20 protein-coding genes, 1 pseudogene and 1 riboswitch are annotated in these 20,342 nt (G+C 72.3%); of the genes and pseudogenes, 7 read left to right on the top strand and 14 right to left on the bottom strand.

The window, feature by feature from the left end; translation table 11 throughout:
• Complete coding sequence (locus IEZ19_RS11395; protein ID WP_189311016.1) at positions 1-630, bottom strand: dihydrofolate reductase family protein; 630 nt, start codon at positions 628-630, stop codon at positions 1-3.
• Positions 631-781: 151 nt separating this feature from the next.
• Positions 782-1,528 (bottom strand): TetR/AcrR family transcriptional regulator, encoded by a 747-nt coding sequence (locus IEZ19_RS11390; protein ID WP_189311015.1) that lies wholly within the window; start codon positions 1,526-1,528, stop codon positions 782-784.
• A gap of 122 nt (positions 1,529-1,650) precedes the next feature.
• Here IEZ19_RS11390 and IEZ19_RS11385 point away from each other — a divergent pair, with 122 nt between their 5' ends.
• Positions 1,651-3,222, top strand: coding sequence for a GMC family oxidoreductase (locus IEZ19_RS11385; protein WP_189311258.1), 1,572 nt, complete (start codon positions 1,651-1,653; stop codon positions 3,220-3,222).
• On the top strand, positions 3,204-4,976 hold the full coding sequence (locus IEZ19_RS11380) for a SpoIIE family protein phosphatase (RefSeq protein ID WP_189311014.1): 1,773 nt from the start codon (positions 3,204-3,206) through the stop codon (positions 4,974-4,976). The genes IEZ19_RS11385 and IEZ19_RS11380 overlap by 19 nt, the downstream gene beginning before the upstream one ends.
• Positions 4,977-5,019: 43 nt before the next feature.
• On the opposite strand, the gene IEZ19_RS11375 is transcribed toward IEZ19_RS11380, so the two are convergent.
• Positions 5,020-5,439 (bottom strand): DnaJ family domain-containing protein, encoded by a 420-nt coding sequence (locus IEZ19_RS11375; RefSeq protein ID WP_189311013.1) that lies wholly within the window; start codon positions 5,437-5,439, stop codon positions 5,020-5,022.
• Positions 5,440-5,537: 98 nt separating this feature from the next.
• Between IEZ19_RS11375 and IEZ19_RS11370 the strand changes: the two genes are divergently transcribed.
• Positions 5,538-5,930, top strand: a complete 393-nt coding sequence (locus IEZ19_RS11370) for a hypothetical protein (protein ID WP_189311012.1) — start codon at positions 5,538-5,540, stop codon at positions 5,928-5,930.
• Positions 5,931-5,946: 16 nt separating this feature from the next.
• Here the strand turns inward: IEZ19_RS11370 and IEZ19_RS11365 are convergent, their stop codons facing one another.
• Together IEZ19_RS11365 and IEZ19_RS11360 are read right to left on the bottom strand one after the other, a co-directional pair.
• A complete protein-coding gene (locus IEZ19_RS11365) occupies positions 5,947-6,618 on the bottom strand; it encodes an O-methyltransferase (protein WP_189311257.1) in 672 nt (223 codons plus the stop codon).
• Between the two features lie 154 nt (positions 6,619-6,772).
• Complete coding sequence (locus tag IEZ19_RS11360; RefSeq protein ID WP_189311011.1) at positions 6,773-8,116, bottom strand: MFS transporter; 1,344 nt, start codon at positions 8,114-8,116, stop codon at positions 6,773-6,775.
• 365 nt (positions 8,117-8,481) lie between these two features.
• Between IEZ19_RS11360 and IEZ19_RS11355 the strand changes: the two genes are divergently transcribed.
• Complete coding sequence (locus tag IEZ19_RS11355; protein WP_189311010.1) at positions 8,482-10,515, top strand: bifunctional glycosyltransferase 87/phosphatase PAP2 family protein; 2,034 nt, start codon at positions 8,482-8,484, stop codon at positions 10,513-10,515.
• A gap of 25 nt (positions 10,516-10,540) precedes the next feature.
• Here the strand turns inward: IEZ19_RS11355 and IEZ19_RS11350 are convergent, their stop codons facing one another.
• From IEZ19_RS11350 to IEZ19_RS11315, 8 genes are all read right to left on the bottom strand, one after another.
• Positions 10,541-11,026 carry a GFA family protein gene (locus IEZ19_RS11350; RefSeq protein WP_189311009.1) on the bottom strand — a complete coding sequence of 162 codons (486 nt, stop codon included), beginning with the start codon at positions 11,024-11,026 and terminating at the stop codon, positions 10,541-10,543.
• Between the two features lie 65 nt (positions 11,027-11,091).
• Positions 11,092-11,778 carry a YoaK family protein gene (locus IEZ19_RS11345; RefSeq protein ID WP_189311008.1) on the bottom strand — a complete coding sequence of 229 codons (687 nt, stop codon included), beginning with the start codon at positions 11,776-11,778 and terminating at the stop codon, positions 11,092-11,094.
• 115 nt (positions 11,779-11,893) lie between these two features.
• Positions 11,894-12,310, bottom strand: a complete 417-nt coding sequence (locus tag IEZ19_RS11340) for an aggregation-promoting factor C-terminal-like domain-containing protein (protein ID WP_189311007.1) — start codon at positions 12,308-12,310, stop codon at positions 11,894-11,896.
• Positions 12,311-12,615: 305 nt separating this feature from the next.
• On the bottom strand, positions 12,616-13,452 hold the full coding sequence (locus tag IEZ19_RS11335) for an ECF transporter S component (protein ID WP_189311006.1): 837 nt from the start codon (positions 13,450-13,452) through the stop codon (positions 12,616-12,618).
• Complete coding sequence (locus IEZ19_RS11330; RefSeq protein ID WP_189311005.1) at positions 13,449-15,116, bottom strand: ABC transporter ATP-binding protein; 1,668 nt, start codon at positions 15,114-15,116, stop codon at positions 13,449-13,451. Before IEZ19_RS11330 ends, IEZ19_RS11335 begins: the two co-directional genes overlap by 4 nt.
• Positions 15,113-16,276, bottom strand: coding sequence for a CbiQ family ECF transporter T component (locus IEZ19_RS11325; protein WP_189311004.1), 1,164 nt, complete (start codon positions 16,274-16,276; stop codon positions 15,113-15,115). Before IEZ19_RS11325 ends, IEZ19_RS11330 begins: the two co-directional genes overlap by 4 nt.
• Before the next feature lie 25 nt (positions 16,277-16,301).
• Positions 16,302-16,934 carry an SCO2322 family protein gene (locus tag IEZ19_RS11320; protein WP_189311003.1) on the bottom strand — a complete coding sequence of 211 codons (633 nt, stop codon included), beginning with the start codon at positions 16,932-16,934 and terminating at the stop codon, positions 16,302-16,304.
• Positions 16,931-18,145 carry an SCO2321 family membrane protein gene (locus IEZ19_RS11315; RefSeq protein ID WP_189311002.1) on the bottom strand — a complete coding sequence of 405 codons (1,215 nt, stop codon included), beginning with the start codon at positions 18,143-18,145 and terminating at the stop codon, positions 16,931-16,933. Before IEZ19_RS11315 ends, IEZ19_RS11320 begins: the two co-directional genes overlap by 4 nt.
• Before the next feature lie 150 nt (positions 18,146-18,295).
• Positions 18,296-18,352, bottom strand: a riboswitch (cobalamin riboswitch).
• A gap of 92 nt (positions 18,353-18,444) precedes the next feature.
• On the opposite strand from IEZ19_RS11315, the gene IEZ19_RS11310 reads away from it, so the two are divergent.
• Entirely contained in the window at positions 18,445-19,104 is a 660-nt protein-coding gene (locus IEZ19_RS11310; RefSeq protein WP_189311001.1) for a phosphotransferase, read from the top strand.
• Between the two features lie 14 nt (positions 19,105-19,118).
• Here IEZ19_RS11310 and IEZ19_RS11305 read toward each other — a convergent pair.
• A pseudogene (locus IEZ19_RS11305) lies at positions 19,119-19,552 on the bottom strand (nuclear transport factor 2 family protein).
• Between IEZ19_RS11305 and IEZ19_RS11300 the strand changes: the two are divergent.
• Positions 19,542-19,757, top strand: a complete 216-nt coding sequence (locus IEZ19_RS11300) for a hypothetical protein (protein ID WP_189311279.1) — start codon at positions 19,542-19,544, stop codon at positions 19,755-19,757. The pseudogene IEZ19_RS11305 and the gene IEZ19_RS11300 sit on opposite strands and share 11 nt — an antisense overlap.
• Positions 19,758-19,760: 3 nt before the next feature.
• A complete protein-coding gene (locus IEZ19_RS11295) occupies positions 19,761-20,033 on the top strand; it encodes a ferredoxin (protein WP_189311000.1) in 273 nt (90 codons plus the stop codon).
• The last annotated feature ends 309 nt before the right edge of the window (positions 20,034-20,342 follow it).

The raw sequence follows: 20,342 nt of genomic DNA, 5'->3' as shown, positions 1-20,342 counted from the left end.
TCAGGCGGGCGTGTCGACCCGCCGCAACCGAATATGCGTGACCTCGGGGGAGTCCAGCACCTGCGTCCGGCGCCACTCGATGTGCTCGTGCCCGAGATGGTCGAACAGCCGCCGTCCGCCGCACAGGAGCACCGGCACGACGTGCAGGAGCAGTTCGTCGAGCCACTCGTTGCGGATGAACTCCTGGACCAGTTCGGCGCCGCCCGCGAGCGACACGTCCCTCTCACCGGCCGCCTCCCGGGCCAGCTCCAGCGCCCGCTGCGGACCTTCGGTCACGAAGTGGTAGGAGGTGCCGCCCTTCTTCACGACCGACTCGCGCGGATGGTGGGTGACGACGAACACCGGCAGATGGAAGGGCGGTTCCTCGCCCCACGGGATCTCGCCGGTGACGTACATGCCGTGCCCCATCACCACCGCCCCCGGCCGTTCGACGTGCTCGGCGATCAGCTCGTCGTCCGGACCGCCGGTGCCGCCCTCCAGCCCCTGCATCCGCCGGAACGTGCGCAGCCCGAACACCCACGAGTGCAGCCGCTCCCCGCCGACGCCCAGCGGATACTCGCGTCCCGACCGGGGCCCGGCGATGTACCCGTCCAGCGACACCGCCAGCCGTGCGATGACCTCACCACTCATGACGACCTGCCTTCTCGGCGCGGGCCGCCCACCGGCCCGCTCACCCATGCGTCGAACGGGCCACCGCCGATTCGACACACCGCGCCAAGACATTCCGGAGACGCACCACCCGCATCGGCCGGGCAGGCCGGTCGGGGCCACCGCACCAGGGCTACCCGGCGTTCGCCATCCGGTCGAGCCACTCGCTCAGCAGGGCCCCCTCACCGGCGGTCAGCCCCGTCGGTTCGCCATTGCCGAGCGCCTCGCGCAGCGCGACCGCCCGGTTCGCCACGCCGGCCGGGGTCGCGGGGCCCGCGTCGCCCTCGGCCGTGATGGCACGCAGGACGAACTCGCGGGCCACGTCCGGGAGTTCGGGATCACGTTCGGCGGGCGGCAGCGCGATCTGTGAGAGGACGACACCGATGCCGGTCGCGTACATGAGCCGGCTGGCCCGGTCGACGCTCATGCGCAGCCGGCCCGCGTCCCCGACCCGCGCGATCTGGTGCCGGAGCATGCCGAAGGCCTCCCGGCCCGCCGGCGAGCCGTTCTCGCGCGCCTCGCCGTACATCAGGGTGTAGAAGGCCGGCATCGACAGACCGAACTCCACATGCAGGTCCCAGCCCCGGCGCAGGTCCTCCAGGAGGTCGTCGGTCTCGCCGAGCGCGTGCTTGTCGGCGAGGTAGCTGCGGAAGCCATAGGACGCGACCGCGTCGAGGAGCCCCTCCTTGTCGCCGAACAGCCGGTAGATGGTGGGCGGTTGCATGCCCGCGGCGGAGGCCACCGCACGCGTGGACACCGCGTCCCGGCCGTCGCGCGCCAGCAGCTCCGAGGCAGCAGCCAGCAATCGCTCCCTGGTGCCGCGGCGGGCCGTCCGTTTTGCCGTATAAGTCACGTCGGCCTTATTCGACGGTTTGCCCATGTTTCCGATGTTAGCGTGATTTTTGTGGCGTTGTTTCCATATCGGGGTTAACGTATTCGTCGTTAGCGCGATTTGGCTATCACTGGAAACGCGCCACACGCCCGCACGAGGTGACCATGAACATGCACCCGACCACGGAAAGCTACGACTACGTCGTCGTCGGCGGCGGGACCGCCGGCAGCGTCGTCGCCGCCCGCCTGTCGGAGGACGACAGCGCGCGCGTGCTGCTCCTGGAGGCCGGAGGCGCCGAGAAGTCGGCCGCCATGGCCGCACCGCAGGCCTGGCCGACCCTGATGCGGACGCCCGCGAACTGGGGCGACACCACCACCCCGCAGGTGGCCACCGGCACGACCGTCGCCCTCGCCCGAGGGCGCGTCCTGGGCGGCGGATCCGCGATCAACGCCATGACCTTCGCGCGCGGCCACCGCTCCGGCTACGACGCGTGGGCGGCCGAGGGCGCGAAGAGCTGGGGGTTCGACGACCTGCTGCCGTACTTCAAACGGAGCGAGAACGCCCCCGGACGGGACCCGACGCTCCGCGGCACCGACGGCCCGCTGACCGTGGGGCCGGCCAGTCCGCCGCACCCGGTCGTGGCCGCCCTGCTCGAGGCGGCGGCCCAGACGGGGTACCGGCGTGCGGCCGATATCAGCGGCGGGCTGGAGGAGGGGTTCGGCTGGGCTGATCTGAACATCGTCGGCGGCGTGCGGCAGAGCGCCGCTGACGCCTACCTCGCGGTGGCGCCGTACCGCCCCGACCTGACGATCGTGACCGACGCGCTGGTGCACCGACTGCACCTCAGGAACGGTCGCTGCGTCGGCGTCGAGTACAGCACCGGCGGCGAGATCGTCTCCGTCGGCTGCTCGGGCGAGGTGGTGCTCACCGCCGGCAGCATCGGGACCGCGCAGCTGCTGATGCTCTCCGGCATCGGCCCGGTGGGACACCTGAGCCGGATGGGCGTCAAGACCGTCCTGAACCTCCCGGGTGTGGGGGCGAACCTGCACGACCACCCGATCGCGTACGTCGTCTACGGCGCGGCGCGGCCCGTACCCGCGGGGGCCAACAACCACGGCGAGGCCCACGGCCTGGTGCGCACCCGGGACGGGCTGGACGGGCCCGACCTCCAGATGCTGTTCATCGACGCTCCGGGCCACATGCCCGTGGGCGAGGTGCCCGCCCTGGGCCAGGGGTACACGATCGGGATCTCCCCGATGCGGCCCCGCAGCCGCGGTACCGTCCGGCTCGCGAGCACGGAGCCGGGCGCGCTGCCCGTCGTGGACCCGAACTACCTCTCGGACGAGCGCGATCTGACCACGATGGTCACCGGCCTGCGGCTGGCCCGGGAGATCGGACAGGCAGGCGCCGTCGCGGGCTGGCGCGGCCACGAGGCGCAGCCGGGGCAGGGCGTCACCGGGGACGCCGACCTGCGGGCGTACGTGCGGCGGAACCTGGCCTCGTACATGCATCCCGTCGGTACCTGCCGCATCGGCCAGGACGCGCAGGCCGTCGTGGACGCCGAGCTGCGCGTCCGCGGCATCGCCGGACTCCGCGTCGCCGACGCCTCCGTACTGCCCTCCATCCCGTCGGCCAACACCGTCGCCACCGTCTACGCCGTCGCCGAACGCGCGGCGGAGCTGCTCCGGCGACAGGGCCGCCGCGGCGCCGGAGGCGCACCGTCATGGCAGCACACACGCTGAACCGCGCGCCGGTCCCGGCACAGCACCTCCTGAAGCGCATCGTGGACATCGCAGGACCGGCGCTGAGATCCCTGCTCACGCACTCCGCCGTAGGACTCGCCGTCTGGGACCCCGCACTGCGGTGCGTGTGGGTCAACGACACCCTGGAGCGCTACGACGGGATCCGTCCCAAGCAGCGGCTGGGCCGCCGGGCGGGCGCGGCGCTGGCCGGTGACGCGGAGGCGCTGGAAGCGGTCATGCTGCAGGTATTGCTGACCGGCACACCCGTGACCGGCCGCGAGTACCGCGTGTCCCGGCCGCACGGGAGCCGCCGTGCGCGCCGCGCGCACGCGCTGTCCGCCTCCGTCCTCCGTCTCGACGACGCCGACGGCCGGACGCTGGGCGTGTGCCTGGTGGTCATGGAACTCACCGAGAGCCGGTGGGCGGAGGACCGTCTGGCCCTGGTCAGCGAGGCCGGCGCCCGGATCGGCACCACCCTGGACGTCACGCGCACGGCACAGGAACTGGCCGAGTTCGCGGTCCCGTTGCTCGCCGACTACGTGACCGTCGATCTCACGGAGGCGGTGCGGCTCGGTGAGGAACCCCTGGATCGACTCGGCCCGATGGGCGGACGCGTCCCGAGGTTCCGCCGCGCGGGTGTGGCCTCGGTCCACCCCGGCACCCCGGAGTCCCTGTGGAACCGCGGCGAGGTGGTCTACGTACCCCACGACTCGCCCTTCACCCGGGTCCTCAACTCCGGGCGGCCCCTGCTCCAGCCCGTGCTCGAGACGGGCCCGGGCACCTGGCTGGACGAGGACCCGGCGCGGGCCGAGCGGATCCGCGTCATGGGCATGCACTCCCTGATGGTGCTGCCGGTCCACGCCCGGGGCGTCCTGATGGGCGTGGCGGTGTTCGTGCGGACCGACAACCCGGCGCCGTTCGACGAGGGCGATCTGCTCTTCGCCGAGGAAGTGCTCGCCAGGGCCGCGCTGAGTCTGGACAACGCCCGGCGCTACACCCGCGAGCGCGCCGCGGCCTTGGCGCTCCAGCGCAGCCTGCTGCCGCGCCGGGTGAGCGGCGGGAAGGCCCTGGACGTGGCCGCCCGCTATCTCCCGGCCGACGTCGAGGACGGGGTCGGCGGCGACTGGTTCGACGTCGTCCCGCTGCCCCGCGGACGCGTGGCCATGGTCGTCGGCGACGTCGTCGGGCACGGCATCAACGCCGCGGCGACCATGGGCCGGCTGCGTACGGCCGTACGCACCCTCGCCGACCTGGACCTGCCGCCGGACCAACTGCTCACCCAGCTCGACCGGACGGTCCTCCGTCTCGCCGAGGAGGACGCCGACGGCTCCGTCCCAACCGTGGGCGCCACCTGCATCTACGCGGTGTACGACCCCGTGACGCGGCGCTGCACGATGGCGCGGGCCGGGCATCCGCCGGCGGCCGTCGTCGGCCCCGACGGCACCGTCGCCTTCCCCGACGTCCCCTGCGGGACACCGCTCGGCCTCGGCATGCTGCCGTACGAGTCCGCGGAGTTGGAGGTGCCCGGCGGCAGCCTGATCGCCCTCTACAGCGACGGGCTCGTCGAGGACCGCCACGAGGACATCGACGCCGGGATGGAGCGCCTGCGCAACGCGCTGGCCCGGCCCGGCCTCCCGCTGGCGGACCTGTGCTCGGCGATCGTCGACACGCTGCCGGCCAGAAGCCCGTCCGACGACGTGACCCTGCTGCTCGCCCGCACTCACGCGACCCGTGATCCGGCCTTCGACGACTGAAGTGCCGACACCGGTCGCGAACCGGGCCCAGGCCGGCGGCCTCTCAGCCCTTCCCGACCGCGTCCGCCCGGCGCTCCCGCCACTCACGTACGACCTCTTCGACGTCGTACGGCTTCTTCCCCAGCGGGGGCCCGGGCGGGGGCTTGAACATCATGTCGCGGATCTTCACGTTGACATCGGTGATGATCTTCCGCACGATCCGCTCCGACGGAGCCGTGTAGGCCGCCGCGAGCGCGTCCTCCGCCTCCTTGCGCAGAGCCAGGGCAGGCGGCAGGACCGCCAGGCCCTCGCGGACCAACTTCCGTCTGACCCACCACAGTTCGTCGTACGACGTGTCGGTGCCCGGCGGCAGCGGCTCCCCCGCGCCCGCGAGCCGGTCGAACTCGCCACGCCTCTGTGCGTCACGGATCTGCTTGTCGGCCCAGGACTCGAACGGGACGCCCGGCGGCTTTCGCTCGGTCATGAGTCCATTGTGCCGGACGGGACCCGGCCGGGCGTTTTATCATGCGGCGGCGGTCACCGAACCGGCCGCCGCACCAGGACGTTTCAGGGGGATCGCACGTGCTCGAACTCACCATGGCCACCGTCTCCGGGGCGGACGCGGGTGCCACGGCCGGCATGCTCATGGCCGACGCGCCCAGCGAGCCCGGCGCCGTGCTGCGGGTCGGCCGGGACCGGGCCGTGTGCCGTCTCGTGACACCCGACGACTGGCTGTTCGTCTCCCGTGTCCACCTGGAGTTCCTGTGCGGGCCCGACCACGTGTGGCAGGTGACCTGGCTGCGCGGCTCCCAGGCCGAGCCGTCCTCCGAGGTCCGGCTGACGGTCGGGGAGTACGCCCAGGCCCTCGCCTACGGCGGCAGCGTACGGCTGCCCCGGGGCGGCTCCGGCGAGGTCGTCATCGTGGACCGCAGCGAACCGCGCAGCGTCAACGTCGGCTTCTACCACGAGATGTAGCACCCACCGGGGAGCCTCAGGCGAGCACCCGGGCCAGCGCGAAGCCGTCGTACCCCTTGCTGCCCACCGTCTGCAGGGCCGTGCCGGTCAGCCTCGGGTGCGTGGCGATCATCTCGATGGCGGCGCGGGTGCCGCGCACGTCCGGCTCGATGCTCTCGGAGTCGACCACCCGGCCGCCGCGCACGACGTTGTCCACCACGATCAGGCTGCCCGCGCGCGTGAGCCGGAGCGCCCACTCCAGGTAGTGCGGGTTGTTGGCCTTGTCGGCGTCGACGAAGACCAGGTCGAACGGGGCCGGGTTCTCGTCGGCCAGCTTGGGCAGCGACTCCAGGGCCGGGCCCACCCGCACCTCGACGACCTTGTCCAGCCCGGCGCGGGCGATGTTGCGGGTGGCGATCTCGGCGTGCTTGGCGCTGTACTCGAGCGAGATCAGCCGGCCGTCGGCCGGCAGCGCGCGGCCCAGCCAGATCGTGCTGTAGCCGCCGAGCGTGCCGATCTCCAGGATGTGCCGGGCGTCCTGGATCTGGGCCAGCAGCTGCAGGAACTTGCCTTGGTTCGCCGTGACGTTGACGTGCGGCAGCCCGGCGGCCTCGCTGTCGCGCAGGCAGGCCTGCAACGCCTCGTCGTCGGGCGAGAGGTGCGTGGTGAAGTAGAAGTCGACGTCGTCCCAGAGCTGCGAGCCGCTCATTGCGCCCATGCCTTTCCGTGTCCCACTGGTCGAGTACCCCGATTCCGCCGTCGGCGGAGGCCGGCCATCGCCAGTGTCCCCCGGTCGCTCACGAGCCACGCCGGTATCCGCGCGACCGGGCCCGCACGGATCACCTGCCGCGACGAGGGTTCGCTCAGATCCGCTCCACAGAAGTCGCCGAGCCCGGCAGCGGGCGGCCCGCCGACTCCGCCATGCGCCACACCGCGAAGCCGCCGATCACGGCTGCCGCCATCATGTAGTAGGCGGGCATCATCAGGTCGCCGGTGGTGCCGATCAGGGCCGTGACCACCAGGGGAGTCGTGCCGCCGAACAGGGACACCGAGACGTTGAAACCGATCGACAGGGAGCCGTAGCGGACCCTGGTCGGGAACAGGGCCGGCAGTGCCGCGGGCATCGCCGCCGTGAAGCAGACCAGCAGCAGGCCGAGGGCGCCCATGCCGAGGGCGACGGCGAGCAGGCTGCCCTGGCGGATCAGCAGCACGGCGGGGACGGACAGGAACAGGAAACCCGCGCAGCCCGCCGCGATCACCGGGCGGCGGCCGATCCGGTCCGTCAGGGCACCGGCGAACGGCTGCACGATCATCATCAGCACCATCACGCCGAGGACGACGAGCAGGCCGTGCGTCTCGTCGTACTTCAGCTCACCGGTGAGATAGCTGGGCATGTACGACAGCAGCATGTGGTCGGTGACGTCGAAGACCAGGACCAGGGCCACGCACAGCAGGAGGGCCCTCCACTGGCCCGCGACCATCTCGCGCAGCGGGACCTTGGGCCGGTTCGACTCCGCCTTCTCGGCCTCCGCCACGAACGCCGGGGTCTCCTCCAGCCGCATCCGCAGATACAGGCCGATGATCCCCGTCGGGCCGGCGATCAGGAACGGGATCCGCCAGCCCCAGGACACCAGGCCGTCCGACGACAGCAGCGCCGTCAGCAGCGTGACCAGGCCGGCGCCGCCGATGTAGCCCGCCAGGGTGCCGAACTCCAGCCAGCTGCCGAAGAAGCCGCGCTTCCTGTCCGGCGCGTACTCGGCGATGAAGGTCGACGCGCCCGCGTACTCACCGCCGGTCGAGAAGCCCTGCACCAGACGTGCGGCGAGCAGCAGCAGCGGCGCCCCGACGCCGATCGTCGCGTACGACGGGATCAAGCCGATCGCGAACGTGCCCGCGGCCATCATGATCATGGTGAGCGCGAGGACCTTCTGCCGGCCCACGCGGTCGCCCAGCGGCCCGAAGATCATGCCGCCCAGTGGCCGGACCAGGAACGCCGCCGCGAAGGCACCGAACGTGGACAGCAGCTGCGCGGTCGGGTTGCCGGACGGGAAGAAGACCTTGCCCAGTGTCACGGCGAGGTAGCTGTAGACGCCGAAGCCGAACCATTCCATCGCGTTGCCCAGCGCGGCGGCCTTCACGGCGCGCTTCACGAGGGCCGGGTCGGTCACGGTGACCTGCGGGGCCTGGGGTGCCTGAGGGGTCTTCACGGGGCGGGGGACAGCAGCGGCGGCCGGCAAAGCGACGCTCGCTCACCTTTCGACGGGGACATGGGCAAGGCCCGCACCATGGCGGACCGAAAATCGACCATAGAGGGACGTCCCTCGCTGACGTGACGTATAGATATCGATGCGCAGCGCAGCGAACCCCGGCCTGTGCAGGTGCCTATGTCGGCCTCCGTGCCTGTTTCCGGACAGGCCCCTGTGATCCATCTCGCGCTGCACGGACGCAACCGCACCCCCCTAGCACTATCGTCATCCGGACAAAAGGCGAGCAGACGTCAGGTGAGGCACGGATTGCCTGCGTCTCTCTCCGGGGCACGTGCGGGTACGACGGGGCGGGAGGCCGACGAGGCGTGGCGAACGTGGAGCATAGCGGGCGACCGGCGGATGCTTTCGGGGGTGCGACGGCCAGGCCACGTCTCACGGCGGTCCGGCTCGGACTGTGGGCGGTGGTCGCCGTCCTCGCCGTACGGCAGATGGCCGTCGTCCTGAGCACCCCCAGCGGACAGAGACTCACGGACCTGGAGACCTGGGTCGGCTCCGACGGCGTCCTGCACGTCACCGGCTCGCTCTACGACTCCAGCCGCTTCACCGGCACCCCCTTCGGAGGCCTGGTCCTCAAGCCGCTCACCCGCTCCGCCGAGCAGGCACTCGGCTGGGGCTGGACGTTCGGCACGCTGCTCCTGGTCGTCGCGCTCGGTGTCGTCGCCGCCCGAGCCCTGCCTCAGCCCGTCAGCCGCCGCACCTCGCTGCTGGCGGCACCGGTCGCGATCAGCCTGCTGATGCTGTCGCTCCCGGTCCGCAGCACCCTGTGGCTGGGCCAGACGAGCATCATCCCGGTGCTCCTGGTCCTGCTGGGCTGCTTCGCGGTACGCGGCGAACGGGCCGGCGGCGTGTGCATAGGCATGGCGGCGGCGCTGCAGCCCACGATCCTGCTCTTCGCCCCGCTCCTGTGGCTGACCGACCGCCGCCGGGCGGCCGCGTCCACCGTCGGCACGTTCACTGCGGCGACGGTGCTCGCCTGGGCCGCGATGCCGCACGACTCGTACACGTACTGGGTCCACCACATGGCCGGGGTGGGCCTGGGCGGCAAGGCGGACGACCTGGCCAACCAGTCCCTGCACGGCGCGCTGCTGCGGGTGGGCCTCACCGGCCCGCTGGAGATAGCTCTCTTCCTGCTGCTGGGCGCGGGGGTCGCCTTTCTCGGCCTGCGCCGAGCCGTCCACTACGCACGCGACGGCCAGCTCCTCCTCGCGGTGGCGATCACCGGCTGCGCGGCGGTGGTCGTCTCCCCGACGACGTGGCAGCACCAGTTGGTGTGGGTCCTGCTGGCGGTCGTGGGCCGGGTGGGCCAGCGAGCCTCGGACCGCTACGTCTGGCCGGTGGCGGTGGTCCTGGTCACCACGCTCCCCGCGAAGATGATGCTGCCGAACATGCCGGTCGTGTACCCGCTGCGGGACAACATCGTGCTGCTGGCGGCGGTGGGGGCGGCGACGGCCGTACCGTTCCTGTCCCGCGAGTCGCCGTACTACCGATCCCCGATACCGACGGAGTACGCGGAGCCGGTGCCGGCGCGTTTCCGGCACGTTCCTTTGATTCCTTACCTGCGCCGCGTGTTGACGCGCCCGAACCTGCTCCTGGAGCTGCTGCTGATCCGCGTGACGTACGCCGCGTATCAGCGGGTGCGGCTGGCGGCGACCGGCGGCAGCAACGAGGAGGGGCGGGCGACGGCGGAACGCCACGGCGACCTGCTCCTCGACGTCGAACGCTTCCTGCACGTCGACCTCGAGCACGCCGTGAACCACGCGGTGGTGAAGGTGGACTGGCTGCGGGCCTTCTTCGACTTCTACTACGAGTCGTTCCACTTCGTGGTCCCGCTGAGCGTGCTGGCCGTGCTGTACTGGCGCCGCCCGGTCGACTACCGCTGGGCGCGGTCGTCCCTGGGCTTCGCGACGCTCCTGGCCCTGGTCGGCTTCTGGCTGTTCCCGCTCGCCCCGCCGCGCCTGATGCCGACGCTGGGCATCATCGACACGGTCCACGGAGTCCAGGACTTCTCCAAGCCGGACTACGGCACGCTGACGGCGCTGACCAACCAGTACGCGGCGATGCCGTCACTGCACTTCGGCTGGTCGCTGTGGTGCGGGGTGGTGATCGCGGTGCTGGCGCCGAAGTGGTGGATGAAGGCGCTGGGGTTGTTGCACCCGCTGTTCACGGTGTCGGCGATCGTGGCGACGGGGAACCACTGGGTGCTGGACGCGGTGGGCGGTGCGGTGGTCGTGGGCGCGGGGTTCGGTCTGTCGTACGTCTTCCAGGGGCCGCGGGCGAGGAGTGCCACGGCGGTGACGGCGAGGGAGGAAGCACGTCGAGTGACCGTGGGCAGCGGGTGACCCGGCGGTGGGGGTGCGCGGTCGCTCACCGGCAGCCGGGTCCGCGGCCGCCGGCGCTGCTCATGGTCCACTCCTTGTTCGCGTTGCCGTCGAACCTCGCCCGGTGCGGGTCCGGTTCGATCCAGTCCTGGGCTCGGCGCCACCACACCTCGGCGGACGGCTTCAGCCCCGTGGGGTCGTCGAGGGTTCCGGCTCTGACGATGACGAGATCGGGCCGTTCGTGAAGGACCGCGAAGATCGGAGCACCGCACTCGCCGCAGAAAAGCCTGTCCCGCAGGTTGCCGTTCTCGGCTCCGACGGTCCGGTAGGACTTGGGCGTTCCCTTGATTTCCAGGGAATCGCGCGCCACCAGAACATTGACCGAGAACGCAGCACCGCTGTTTCGCCGGCACTGACCGCAGTGGCACAGGACGACGGTCTCGGGCTCCGCGTCGAATCGGTGACCGACCGAGCCGCACAGGCAGTGCCCGGTTCGCGCCCCGTGGGCGGGCGCCGACCCGATGTCAGTCATGGTCCTCCCCGGGGTGCAGCCCACTCCAAGTCAGCGCCCGCTGATGTGATCGACGGGTATCGCTCTCAGTCCTGTCCGGATGTCAGCAGGGCCAGGACGGCCGATGTCACCGCCGCGATCAGCAGCGGGAGGCCGAGGCCCTGGTGGCGCAGGAGGAGTCCGCCCGCCGTGGCGCCGATCAGCAGGGCGACGACGGCGCCGGCGCGGCGGAGGAAATGGCGGCCTTCGCCGTGGGGGTCGTCGGAGACCAGGCCGGTCATCGTCGTGGTGAGGACCGTGGTCGTCGTCAGGGAGGGCACGCCCAGCTTGCGGACCGTCGCGTTGCGGATGCCCATGGCGAGGGCGGTGAGACCGATCAGTGCGTACGTCGTAGCGTCCGCGTGCGGCTCCGCGAAGGCCACCGCGGCCGCCACACCCACCAGCACGGCCTCCACACCGAGCGTCGCCCGCGCCCAGGTCCGGCGCGAGCGGCCCTTGAACCACGTGGCCACCCGGCCGCCGGCATACGCGCCGACCAGGAAGCAGGCCAGCGAGGTCGCCGTGTGCGCCACCGAGAAGCCCGGCGTACCGGCCATGGCGAAGCCGAGCACCACCACGTTGCCGGTCATGTTGGCGGTGAAGACATGGCCGAGACCGAGATAGCTCACCGCGTCGATCAGTCCGCTCACCACGGTCAGGAGCAACAGCACGGGTACGAGCCCGATGCCGCGGGCCTCCGGGGCGGGGCCGGTCGTCTCGGTCGTCGCCGCCATCGGTCCTCCGGTCGGCCGGGCGATCAGTGGGCCTCAAGTTCACCACGGCCGGGCGGACGTACGAACGCACCCCCGCCCGGTGGGGGCGGGGGTGCGTCGGAGAGCGGGGGGCGGCTCAGTACCAGTGGTTGGTCTGCCAGAAGTTCCACGCGTCGACAGGGCTGCCGTAGCGGGTGTTCATGTAGTCCAGGCCCCACTTGATCTGGGTGGCCGGGTTGGTCTTCCAGTCGGCGCCGGCCGAGGCCATCTTGGAGCCGGGCAGCGCCTGGACCAGGCCGTAGGCGCCGGAGGAGGCGTTGGTGGCGGTGTGGTTCCAGCCGCTCTCGTGTTCAACGATCTTGCTGAACGCGTTGAACTGCGCGGCGTCCGGGATCATCTTGTGCGCGATCGCCTGAGCGGAGGAGGCCGAAGTGGGCGTGGCGGCCTGGGCGGGAACCGAGGTCAGAGCCATGCCGGCCGTGGCGGCGGCCACGGCGGCGGCGGCGAGGGCCTTCTTCGGGGAAGCGATGCGGCGGATGAAGGAGACGGACACAGAAAACCTCTTCGTCGGGGACAAGGGGTCGCGGTGGGCCCGAATCCCCGATCGAGTCGGTGGGGGCGTACACCTGGCTCCGCGGACCTCGAGGGCTTGCCGGTGCCTTGCGACGAGATCCAGAGAAGCAGGCCTGAGAATCGTCCGCAATCACCCCTTTTACTAGTTGTGGCCGAATTGGCGGCAAAGGTCGGCTGTGTGACCTGGCTCGCAAAACGCAGGTCAATGGGGGTGCCTTACCGTGCATATCGGACAAGTTGCACTACGAACCGGCGTCGTAGGTGATCCGGGTCATGTGGGGTGCTTCACGGTTCCGGAGCCTCGAATGTGGCCCCGGTCTCGAAGGCGGCCCGTCGTGTGGCCCGGCGCAGCGCGCGCAGCAGCGCCGGGCCGAGTGCGAGGGTCAGTACGACGGTGCAGACGGCCCGGCCCAGGTCCCAGCCCAGCGAGGTGGCCAGGCAGTACGCGACGAAACGGGCCAGGTTGGCGGGGACGCCGGCGTGCGCGTCGAAGGCGATGTTCGAGGCGAGGGCGCCCATGAAGGGCCAGCCCGCGAGGTTCATGACCGTGCCGTAGGCGAACGCGGCCAGGAAGCCGTAGCAGGCGAGCAGGGCGAGTTCGGCGCGGCCGCGCAGCCGGTCCGGCGCCGGCAGCAGCCCGGCCCCCATGGTGAACCAGCCCATCGCCAGCATCTGGAACGGCATCCAGGGGCCCACCCCGCCTGTGAGCAGCGCCGACGCGAACATGGTGAGCGAGCCGAGTGTGAAGCCGAAGCCCGGGCCGAGGACGCGTCCGCTCAGCACCATCAGGAAGAACATCGGCTCGATCCCGGCCGTGCCGGCCCCGATCGGCCGCAGCGCGGCCCCGGTCGCGGCGAGCACGCCCAGCATGGCCACCGCCTTCGGACCGAGCCCCGACTCGGAGATCGTCGCCGCGACCACCGCCACGAGGAGCGCCAGCAGCCCCGCGAACAGCCAGGGCGCGTCCTGTGCGTGCGCGCCGATCTGCGAGGACGGCGGCGCGAGAAAGGGCCAGCCGAACGCGACGACACCGACGGCGCCGACCAGGAGGAGGGCGGCGGTGGAGCGGGGGCCGAGGCGGACGGGGCGGGCTTGCGGAGTGGGGCTCGCGGTGGTGGTCATGCGAGCGCCTCCCGGACCTGGGCCACCGTGAGCCACTCCTGCGGGGCGAGGATCTTGGTGACCTGCGGGGCGAAGGACGGTGAGGAGACGACGATGCCGGACGTCGGGCCGTCCGCGATGACCTCACCGTCGGCCAGCAGCACCACCCGGTGGGCGATCTCCGCGGCCAGCTCCACGTCGTGCGTGGCCAGCACGATGGCGTGCCCCTCGGCGGCGAGTTCGCGCAGTACGGCGACCAGCCGGGCCTTCGCCGCGTAGTCCAGCCCACGCGTCGGCTCGTCGAGGAGGAGCAGGGGCGGGCGTGCGGTCAGGACGACGGACAGGGCGAGCGCGAGGCGCTGGCCCTCGGAGAGGTCGCGGGGGTGAACGTCGTCGGCGACGCCCGGGAGGAGGACCGACACCAGTGCCCGGCACGTCCCCGGGCCGGCGCCCGCGTCCCGCTCGGCGGCGGTGCACTCGGCGGCGACCGTGTCGGCGTACAGCAGATCACGCGGCTCCTGCGGCACGAGCCCGACGCGGCGCACCAGGTCGCGGGGCGCGGCGCGATGCGGAACGGCTCCGCCGACGCGGACGGAACCGGTGGTGGGTTCGACGAGCCCGACGAGAGCGCTCAGCAGCGTCGACTTTCCGGCACCGTTACGGCCCATCAGCGCGACGGTCTCGCCGGGGGCGACGGAGAGGCCGACGTTGCGCAGAGCGTCGACGCGGCCCCTGCGGACGGCGAGGGAGCGGACTTCGGCGATCTGTGCGGGAGCCGGGTCGGGGGTGCGCTTGCGGAGGAAGCGGCGGGGGGACGGGAGGACGGGTGGCGCAGGTGCCGGACCTGGCTGCGCGCGGGGTGCCTCGCGGTCGGCCAGGCGCGTGCGCAGGTCGGTGGCCCGGCGGCGGGCGTCGCGGACGGTGAGGGGGAGGGGGGACCAGCCCGCGAGGCGGCCCAGGCCGACGACCGGCGGGTACACCGGGGAGACGGCCATGACCTCGGCCGGAGTGCCGAGGACGGGCGCGGCTCCCGGTTCGGGCATGAGGACGACCTGGTCGGCGTACTGGATCACCCGCTCGAGCCGGTGCTCGGCCATCAGTACGGTCGTACCGAGGTCGTGCACGAGGCGCTGCAGAACCGCGAGGACCTCCTCCGCCGCGGCCGGGTCGAGAGCCGACGTCGGCTCGTCGAGGACCAGGACGCCGGGGTGCGGGGTGAGGACCGAGCCGATCGCGACCCGCTGCTGCTGGCCGCCGGAGAGCGTGGCGATGGGCCGGTCGCGCAGATCGGCGAGCCCGAGCAGGTCCAGGGTCTCCTCCACCCGGCGTCGCATCACGTTCGGCGCGATGCCCAACGACTCCATGCCGTAGGCGAGTTCGTCCTCGACCGTGTCCGTCACGAAGTGCGCGAGCGGGTCCTGCCCCACCGTGCCGACGACGTCGGCGAGTTCACGCGGCTTGTGCGTACGGGTGTCACGGCCGGCCACAGTGACCCGGCCGCGCAGAGTGCCGCCGGTGAAGTGCGGCACGAGTCCGCCGACCGCGCCGAGCACGGTCGACTTGCCGACGCCGGACGGCCCGACGAGTAGGACGAGTTCGCCTTCCGGCACCTCGAAGTCGACTCCACGGACCGTGGGTTCGGCGGCGCCGTCGTACGTCACGCTGACATCCTCGAAGCGGATCACGACGGCTCCCGGGGTACGACGAAGGCGGGCAACAGGGCGAGGAGTACGGCCGCCGCGGGCCACAGGGGCAGGGTGGGCGCGGTGAGCGGGACGACACCGGGGTGCAGGGTGGAGGAGTCGCGCACGGACGCGAGGGAGAGCAGCGCGGCGACGGCGACGCCGGACGCGGTGACCAGCCAGGCGCGCATGTCCCAGGGGTCGGGGCGGTACCGGGTGCGCGGCGAGCGGCGGCCGCCGAGACGCAGACCCGCGAGAGCGGCGACGACTCCGGCGAACAGCACGGGCAGACCGTAGGTGCCGCCCTCGGCGGTGAGCAGTCCGTACGTTCCCGCGCAGACGCCCAGCAGGCCGCCGAGCGTGAGGGCGGTGGTCGTACGGCGGACGGGGGCGGGGACCTCGGCGGTACGGCCGTATCCACGGGCGTCCATCGCGGCGGCGAGGGAGACGGACCGTTCCAGGGCACCTTCGAGGACGGGGAGGCCGACCTGGAGGAGACCGCGGATGCCGCTGTCGGGGCGGCCGCGGAGCCGACGGGCGGCGCGCAGCCGCTGGACGTCGGCGATGAGGTTGGGCGCGAAGGTGAGCGCGACGACCACGGCCACGCCCATTTCGTAGAGCGCGCCGGGGAGGGACTTGAGGAGCCGGGCCGGGTTGGCGAGGGCGTTCGCCGCGCCTATGCAGATGAGGAGGGTGGCGAGGCGGAGGCCGTCGTAGAGGGCGAAGACGAGTGATTCGGCTGTGACCCGGCCGCCCAGGCGGATGCCCTGCGCCCAGTGGGGGAGGGGGACTTCGGGGAGGGTGACGAGGGTGTGGGTGCCGGGGATGGGGGAACCGAGGACCACGGCGAAGGCGAGGCGGACGAGCAGGACGGCGAGCGCGAGTTTGGCGAAGGCCGAGTAGGAGCGGGACCAGGGGGCGGTGGTGCGGTGCGTGGCCACTACGTAGCCCGCTGTGGCTATGAGGAGGGCCAGGAGGAGGGGGTTGGTGGTGCGGGTTGCTGCGGTGCCGAGGGAGAGGGACCAGAGCCACCAGGCGCCCGGGTGGAGTCGTCCGCGGGACTGGCGCCGGGCGGGGGTGGGGACGCTCGTCGGTGCCGGCGGGGTGCCGTCCGCGCCCGCCCTCCCCCATGCTCGGCTTCGCCCGGGCGGGGGCGCCCCCATCGCCCTGCGGCCCGAGTGCCCGCGGCTAGGAGCGGGAGTTGTTTCGCGCACGCCACATCGCCGCCGCTCCCACGAGTACCACTGCCCCTGTCCCGGCCCACAGTCCCAGTGACGGGCCCTTGTCCGGAGTCGTCGTCTCCTTCGGCTTCGTCTCCTGTGCCACCTGCTCCCCGCAGCCCTTCGCCGGATATCCGGCGATCGCGCACAGCAGGGCGTTCGTGTCGTAGCGCAGGGGCTTGGCGACCGAGGCGAGGGCCTCGGCCGTCGTTGCGTCCGGGGACACCTGGGCGCAGGCCGTTCGGGGCTTCGGTGGCGTTTCGCCCGACGGGGCATCCGTGGCCGTACCGAAGTCGATGACCAGCGCCACCCGCTTACTGCCCTCCTTCGCCGGCGTCTTCGCGCAGATCGAGGCGAAGTCCGCCGCGCCGCGCGGTTGCGTCGCGTCGGACGAGTCCTCGCTCACCGCGAAGCGGAAGCCCTGGACGTCGCCGTCGGAGGGGCGGGCCGTGGACGGGCCCTCGGTGGCGTAGGTCCAGCGGGCGCCGTCCCGCTCCCAGAACGACCAGTAGCGGTAGCCGACGGCCTGCGCCTGGACCGCGGTTCCCAGGACGAGGAACGCGGTCAGGAGCAGGAGTGCGGTCCGGCGGGCGGCGGTCACAGCTGCTGCTGCTTTCTGCGGCCGCTGAGCAGGAAGCCGATGCCGATGCCGGCGACGAGTCCGGTACCGACGATCCACCAGACGTTGATGCCGGAGTCGCCGTCGTCCTTCTTCGTCTCGGACTTGGCCGAGTCCTTCGCGGCCTGTGGGGCGGGGCCCGTCGCGTTCAACGCCCGTACCAGGTCCGTGCCGCCGAAGTCGCGGGGATCCGTGCCCATGGCGTCGGCCGCGAAGATCAGCTGGGCGTAGGCGGCCGGGCCGCTCTGCTTCGCCCAGGCCGCGGCGTTCTTCTCCAGCCACTCCAGGGGCTTTTGAGCCTGCTCGGCCCCGCCCTGCGCGGCGAGTGCGACGACGGCGTCCGCCGTGTTGCCGTAGTCGGGCTGGGCGGGGGCGCCCGGGAGCGCGGAGGTGAGGTGGCCGTCCTCGGCGACGGCGTGCGCGAGGTACGAGGCGCCGCCCGCGGCCGCCTGGGCCGGGGTCGGCTTGTCGGAGTCGGTGCAGGCGGCGTCCGCCTTCCGCCCCGCCCCGGCGTCGAGGCCCTGCCCCAGGACACCCACCACGGCCGCCGCGGTCGCGTCCGCGTTGGCGGTGAGCTTCCCCTTCTTGTCGGGCTGGTAGGCGAAGGCGCCCGCATCGTCGCCGGTGCAGGGGAGGGCGAGCTTCAGGAGTGCGTCGTAGGGGGACTTGCTGCCCTTGACGACGTCGGCGGGCTTCTGGCCGGCCGCGGTGAGGGCGCCGATGACGACGGACGTCGAGTTCGCGTCGCTGGGCCCGCCGGCGGTGTAGCCCCACCCGCCGTCGGTGTTCTGCACGGACTTCAGCCAGCCGACGGCCTTGGCTGTGGAGCCGCTCTGCCCGCCGACCGCCTGCAAGGCCTGGACGGCTGCCGCCGTGCTGTTGGTGTCGACCATCACCTTGGAGTCGCAGGCCTTGGCGGGGTCGGGGCGGAAGGCGGGGAAGGCGCCGTTCGCGCACTGCTGTCCGGTCAGCCAGTCCACGGCCTTGGCGGCGGGAACGTAGCCGGTCGAGCGCTGGGCGAGCAGGGCGAGGGACTGGCGCCAGACGCCGTCGTACTTGGGGTCCGTGCTGCCGTACAGCCCGGACGGGAGCACGGGGGACGCGGACGGCGACGGATCGGCGGCCAGGGCGGGTGATGCGGCGGCGAGCACGCCGACGGCGGCCAGAGCCGCTGCGCTGCGACGGACGTTCATGGTCGGCGGGTGCCTCTCCCTGCGGGGAGTCGGGCAGCACGGGACGGAACCCACCCCGGGCGGCTCGGCTCCGTATACCTCGACGGTGCGGTGCGCTGGCGGGTGCCGGCGCACATGAGCCGGTCAACGTCCCCTACGAGGCAGTCCGGCTCACCGCGCTCTCGGCGGCTCACGGTTGCGGGTCAGCGCCGGAATTGCACCGGCTTCCCCCCGTACGGGTGTGATGACGACCTGGCCACTCTACCGGGCCGTAGCCGGAGGGCTGAGGGGCGGCCGTGCGCGGTCGTACGGTGTGCGCCATGACGATGGGGAGACTGCTCGGCTCGGGGCGCTCGGCCGACGTGTACGAGATCGACGAGGGGTGGGTGCTGCGCCGGGACCGCGAGGGGCGGGGGGACGCGGCGGCCGAGGGGGCGGTGATGACGTACGTACGGGAGCACGGCTATCCGGTGCCGCGGGTACGACCGTCCGGCTCCCGCACGGATCTGGTGATGGAGCGGCTGCCGGGCCCGACCATGCTGACCGCGCTCATGGAGGGTTCGCTGGACCCGGCGGAGGCGGGCACGGAGATCGCCCGGCTCCTGCGCCGGCTGCACGCCGTCCCGGGCAGGGACGTGGCCGACCCATCCGCCCGCGTCCTGCACCTGGACCTGCACCCGGACAACGTGATCCTCACGCCCGACGGCCCCCGGGTCATCGACTGGACCAACGCGGAGAACGGCCACCCGGGCCTCGACTGGGGCATGTCCGCGGTGATCCTCGCCCAGGTCGCCGTCGGCGCCGATCCGCTCGCCGACCCCGCCCGCGCGATCCTCGCGGCCCTCCTCGCCGACCCGTCCGACCTGACACCGGCCGGTCTGACCGGTGCCCGGCGCCGCCGCGCGCTCAATCCGACGATGAGCAGGCGGGAGGTCGAACTCCTCGGGGAGGCCGAGGACTTGATACGGACCCTGCTCTGACGGACGGAACGGCTTCAGCCCGCCCGCGGGGTCGGGCCGCCGAACGGCAGGTGCAGGACCCGGGTCGCCGGCGGCCGTCGACGCGGCGGAACGTGTCCTCGTGGTCGCCGACTTGTACGGGCGGGCCGGCGGGGACCATGCCGCCCTCGTGTCCGTCGACGCGGTACGTCGAGTACGAGGTGGCGGTGGCCGTGTCCGGGCCCGTCACCGTGACCAGGACGTTGGACATCAGGCGGCGCGAGAGCCGGTCGGCGGGCCGTGAGCCGAAGTAGGCCCGAAGCGCGTCCCGGCCCTCGATCCGGCGCCCGCCGTCGGGCCACTCCCAGGTGCCGTCCTCGGTGAACAGGTCGGCCACCGAGGACGGATCACCGAGGTCCAGACGGCTGAGGACGAGCAGGATGACGTGTGCGCAGGCGTGCCGGGCGAGGAGGCTCTCCGTGAGGTCCATGAGCCGCTGTCCAGCAGCCACGGGCCGAATCGGGCGAGCGTTTCACACCGCGACGTACGTCACCGGGTCGCTCCCCGTCACCGGTTCCGCCCGGCCCTGTTTCACCAGCCGCCGCAGATGCCTGGGGCGGGAGTTCGGACCCGAGGGCTACGGGGAGTACCTGGAGCACAAGATGATCCACCTCCCGGCCGGCTGGGAGGCGTGAGGGATGGGGGGACCTCCCGCGCGAGCGCATTCGAGCGCAGGGGCGGGTGACCGCTGGCACGTCCAGGTCGACCGCTCCGTCTGCATCGGCTCGGCCCAGTGCACCCACCACGCCCCCGACGCGTTCACCCTCGACACCGGCCGCCAGTCCCGTCCGGCGTCCCCGGACACGGACGCGAGCGAACCCGTCCTGACGGCGGCGGAGAGCTGCCCGGTGGAGGCGATCGTGATCACGCTGGTGGGGAGCGGGGAGGGGGTGTTTCCGCCGGAGGAATAGGGGGCGGCGCCTCCTGCGTGACCCCGGCCGACGACGCGTCGTCGGAGCAGCCGCGATGTCACCGACGAAACACGGCAAAAACGTCAGCCCCTGCCATGTGCCGGTGCCGTGCGACACCGGACGATCACCCTGACGCAAGGCCGGCGAAGGGCTCGCCGCCGAGCCGAGGGTGTGTCGGACCTGCCGCTTTTCGCGACGGTCCGCGATATCTCGGGACTGCGGCCTCCCCTCGAAGCCGAAGAAAAAATGCACTTCGGGGGGTTCCGTATCCATCTGTCCGGTCTATGCTGGAAATGACCTACGAGGCGA

The organism is Streptomyces brasiliensis (assembly GCF_014647875.1).
GTDB lineage: Bacteria > Actinomycetota > Actinomycetes > Streptomycetales > Streptomycetaceae > Streptomyces > Streptomyces brasiliensis.
Note: the sequence above shows the minus strand (reverse complement) of the source record. Positions and strands in the feature narration are given on the sequence as shown.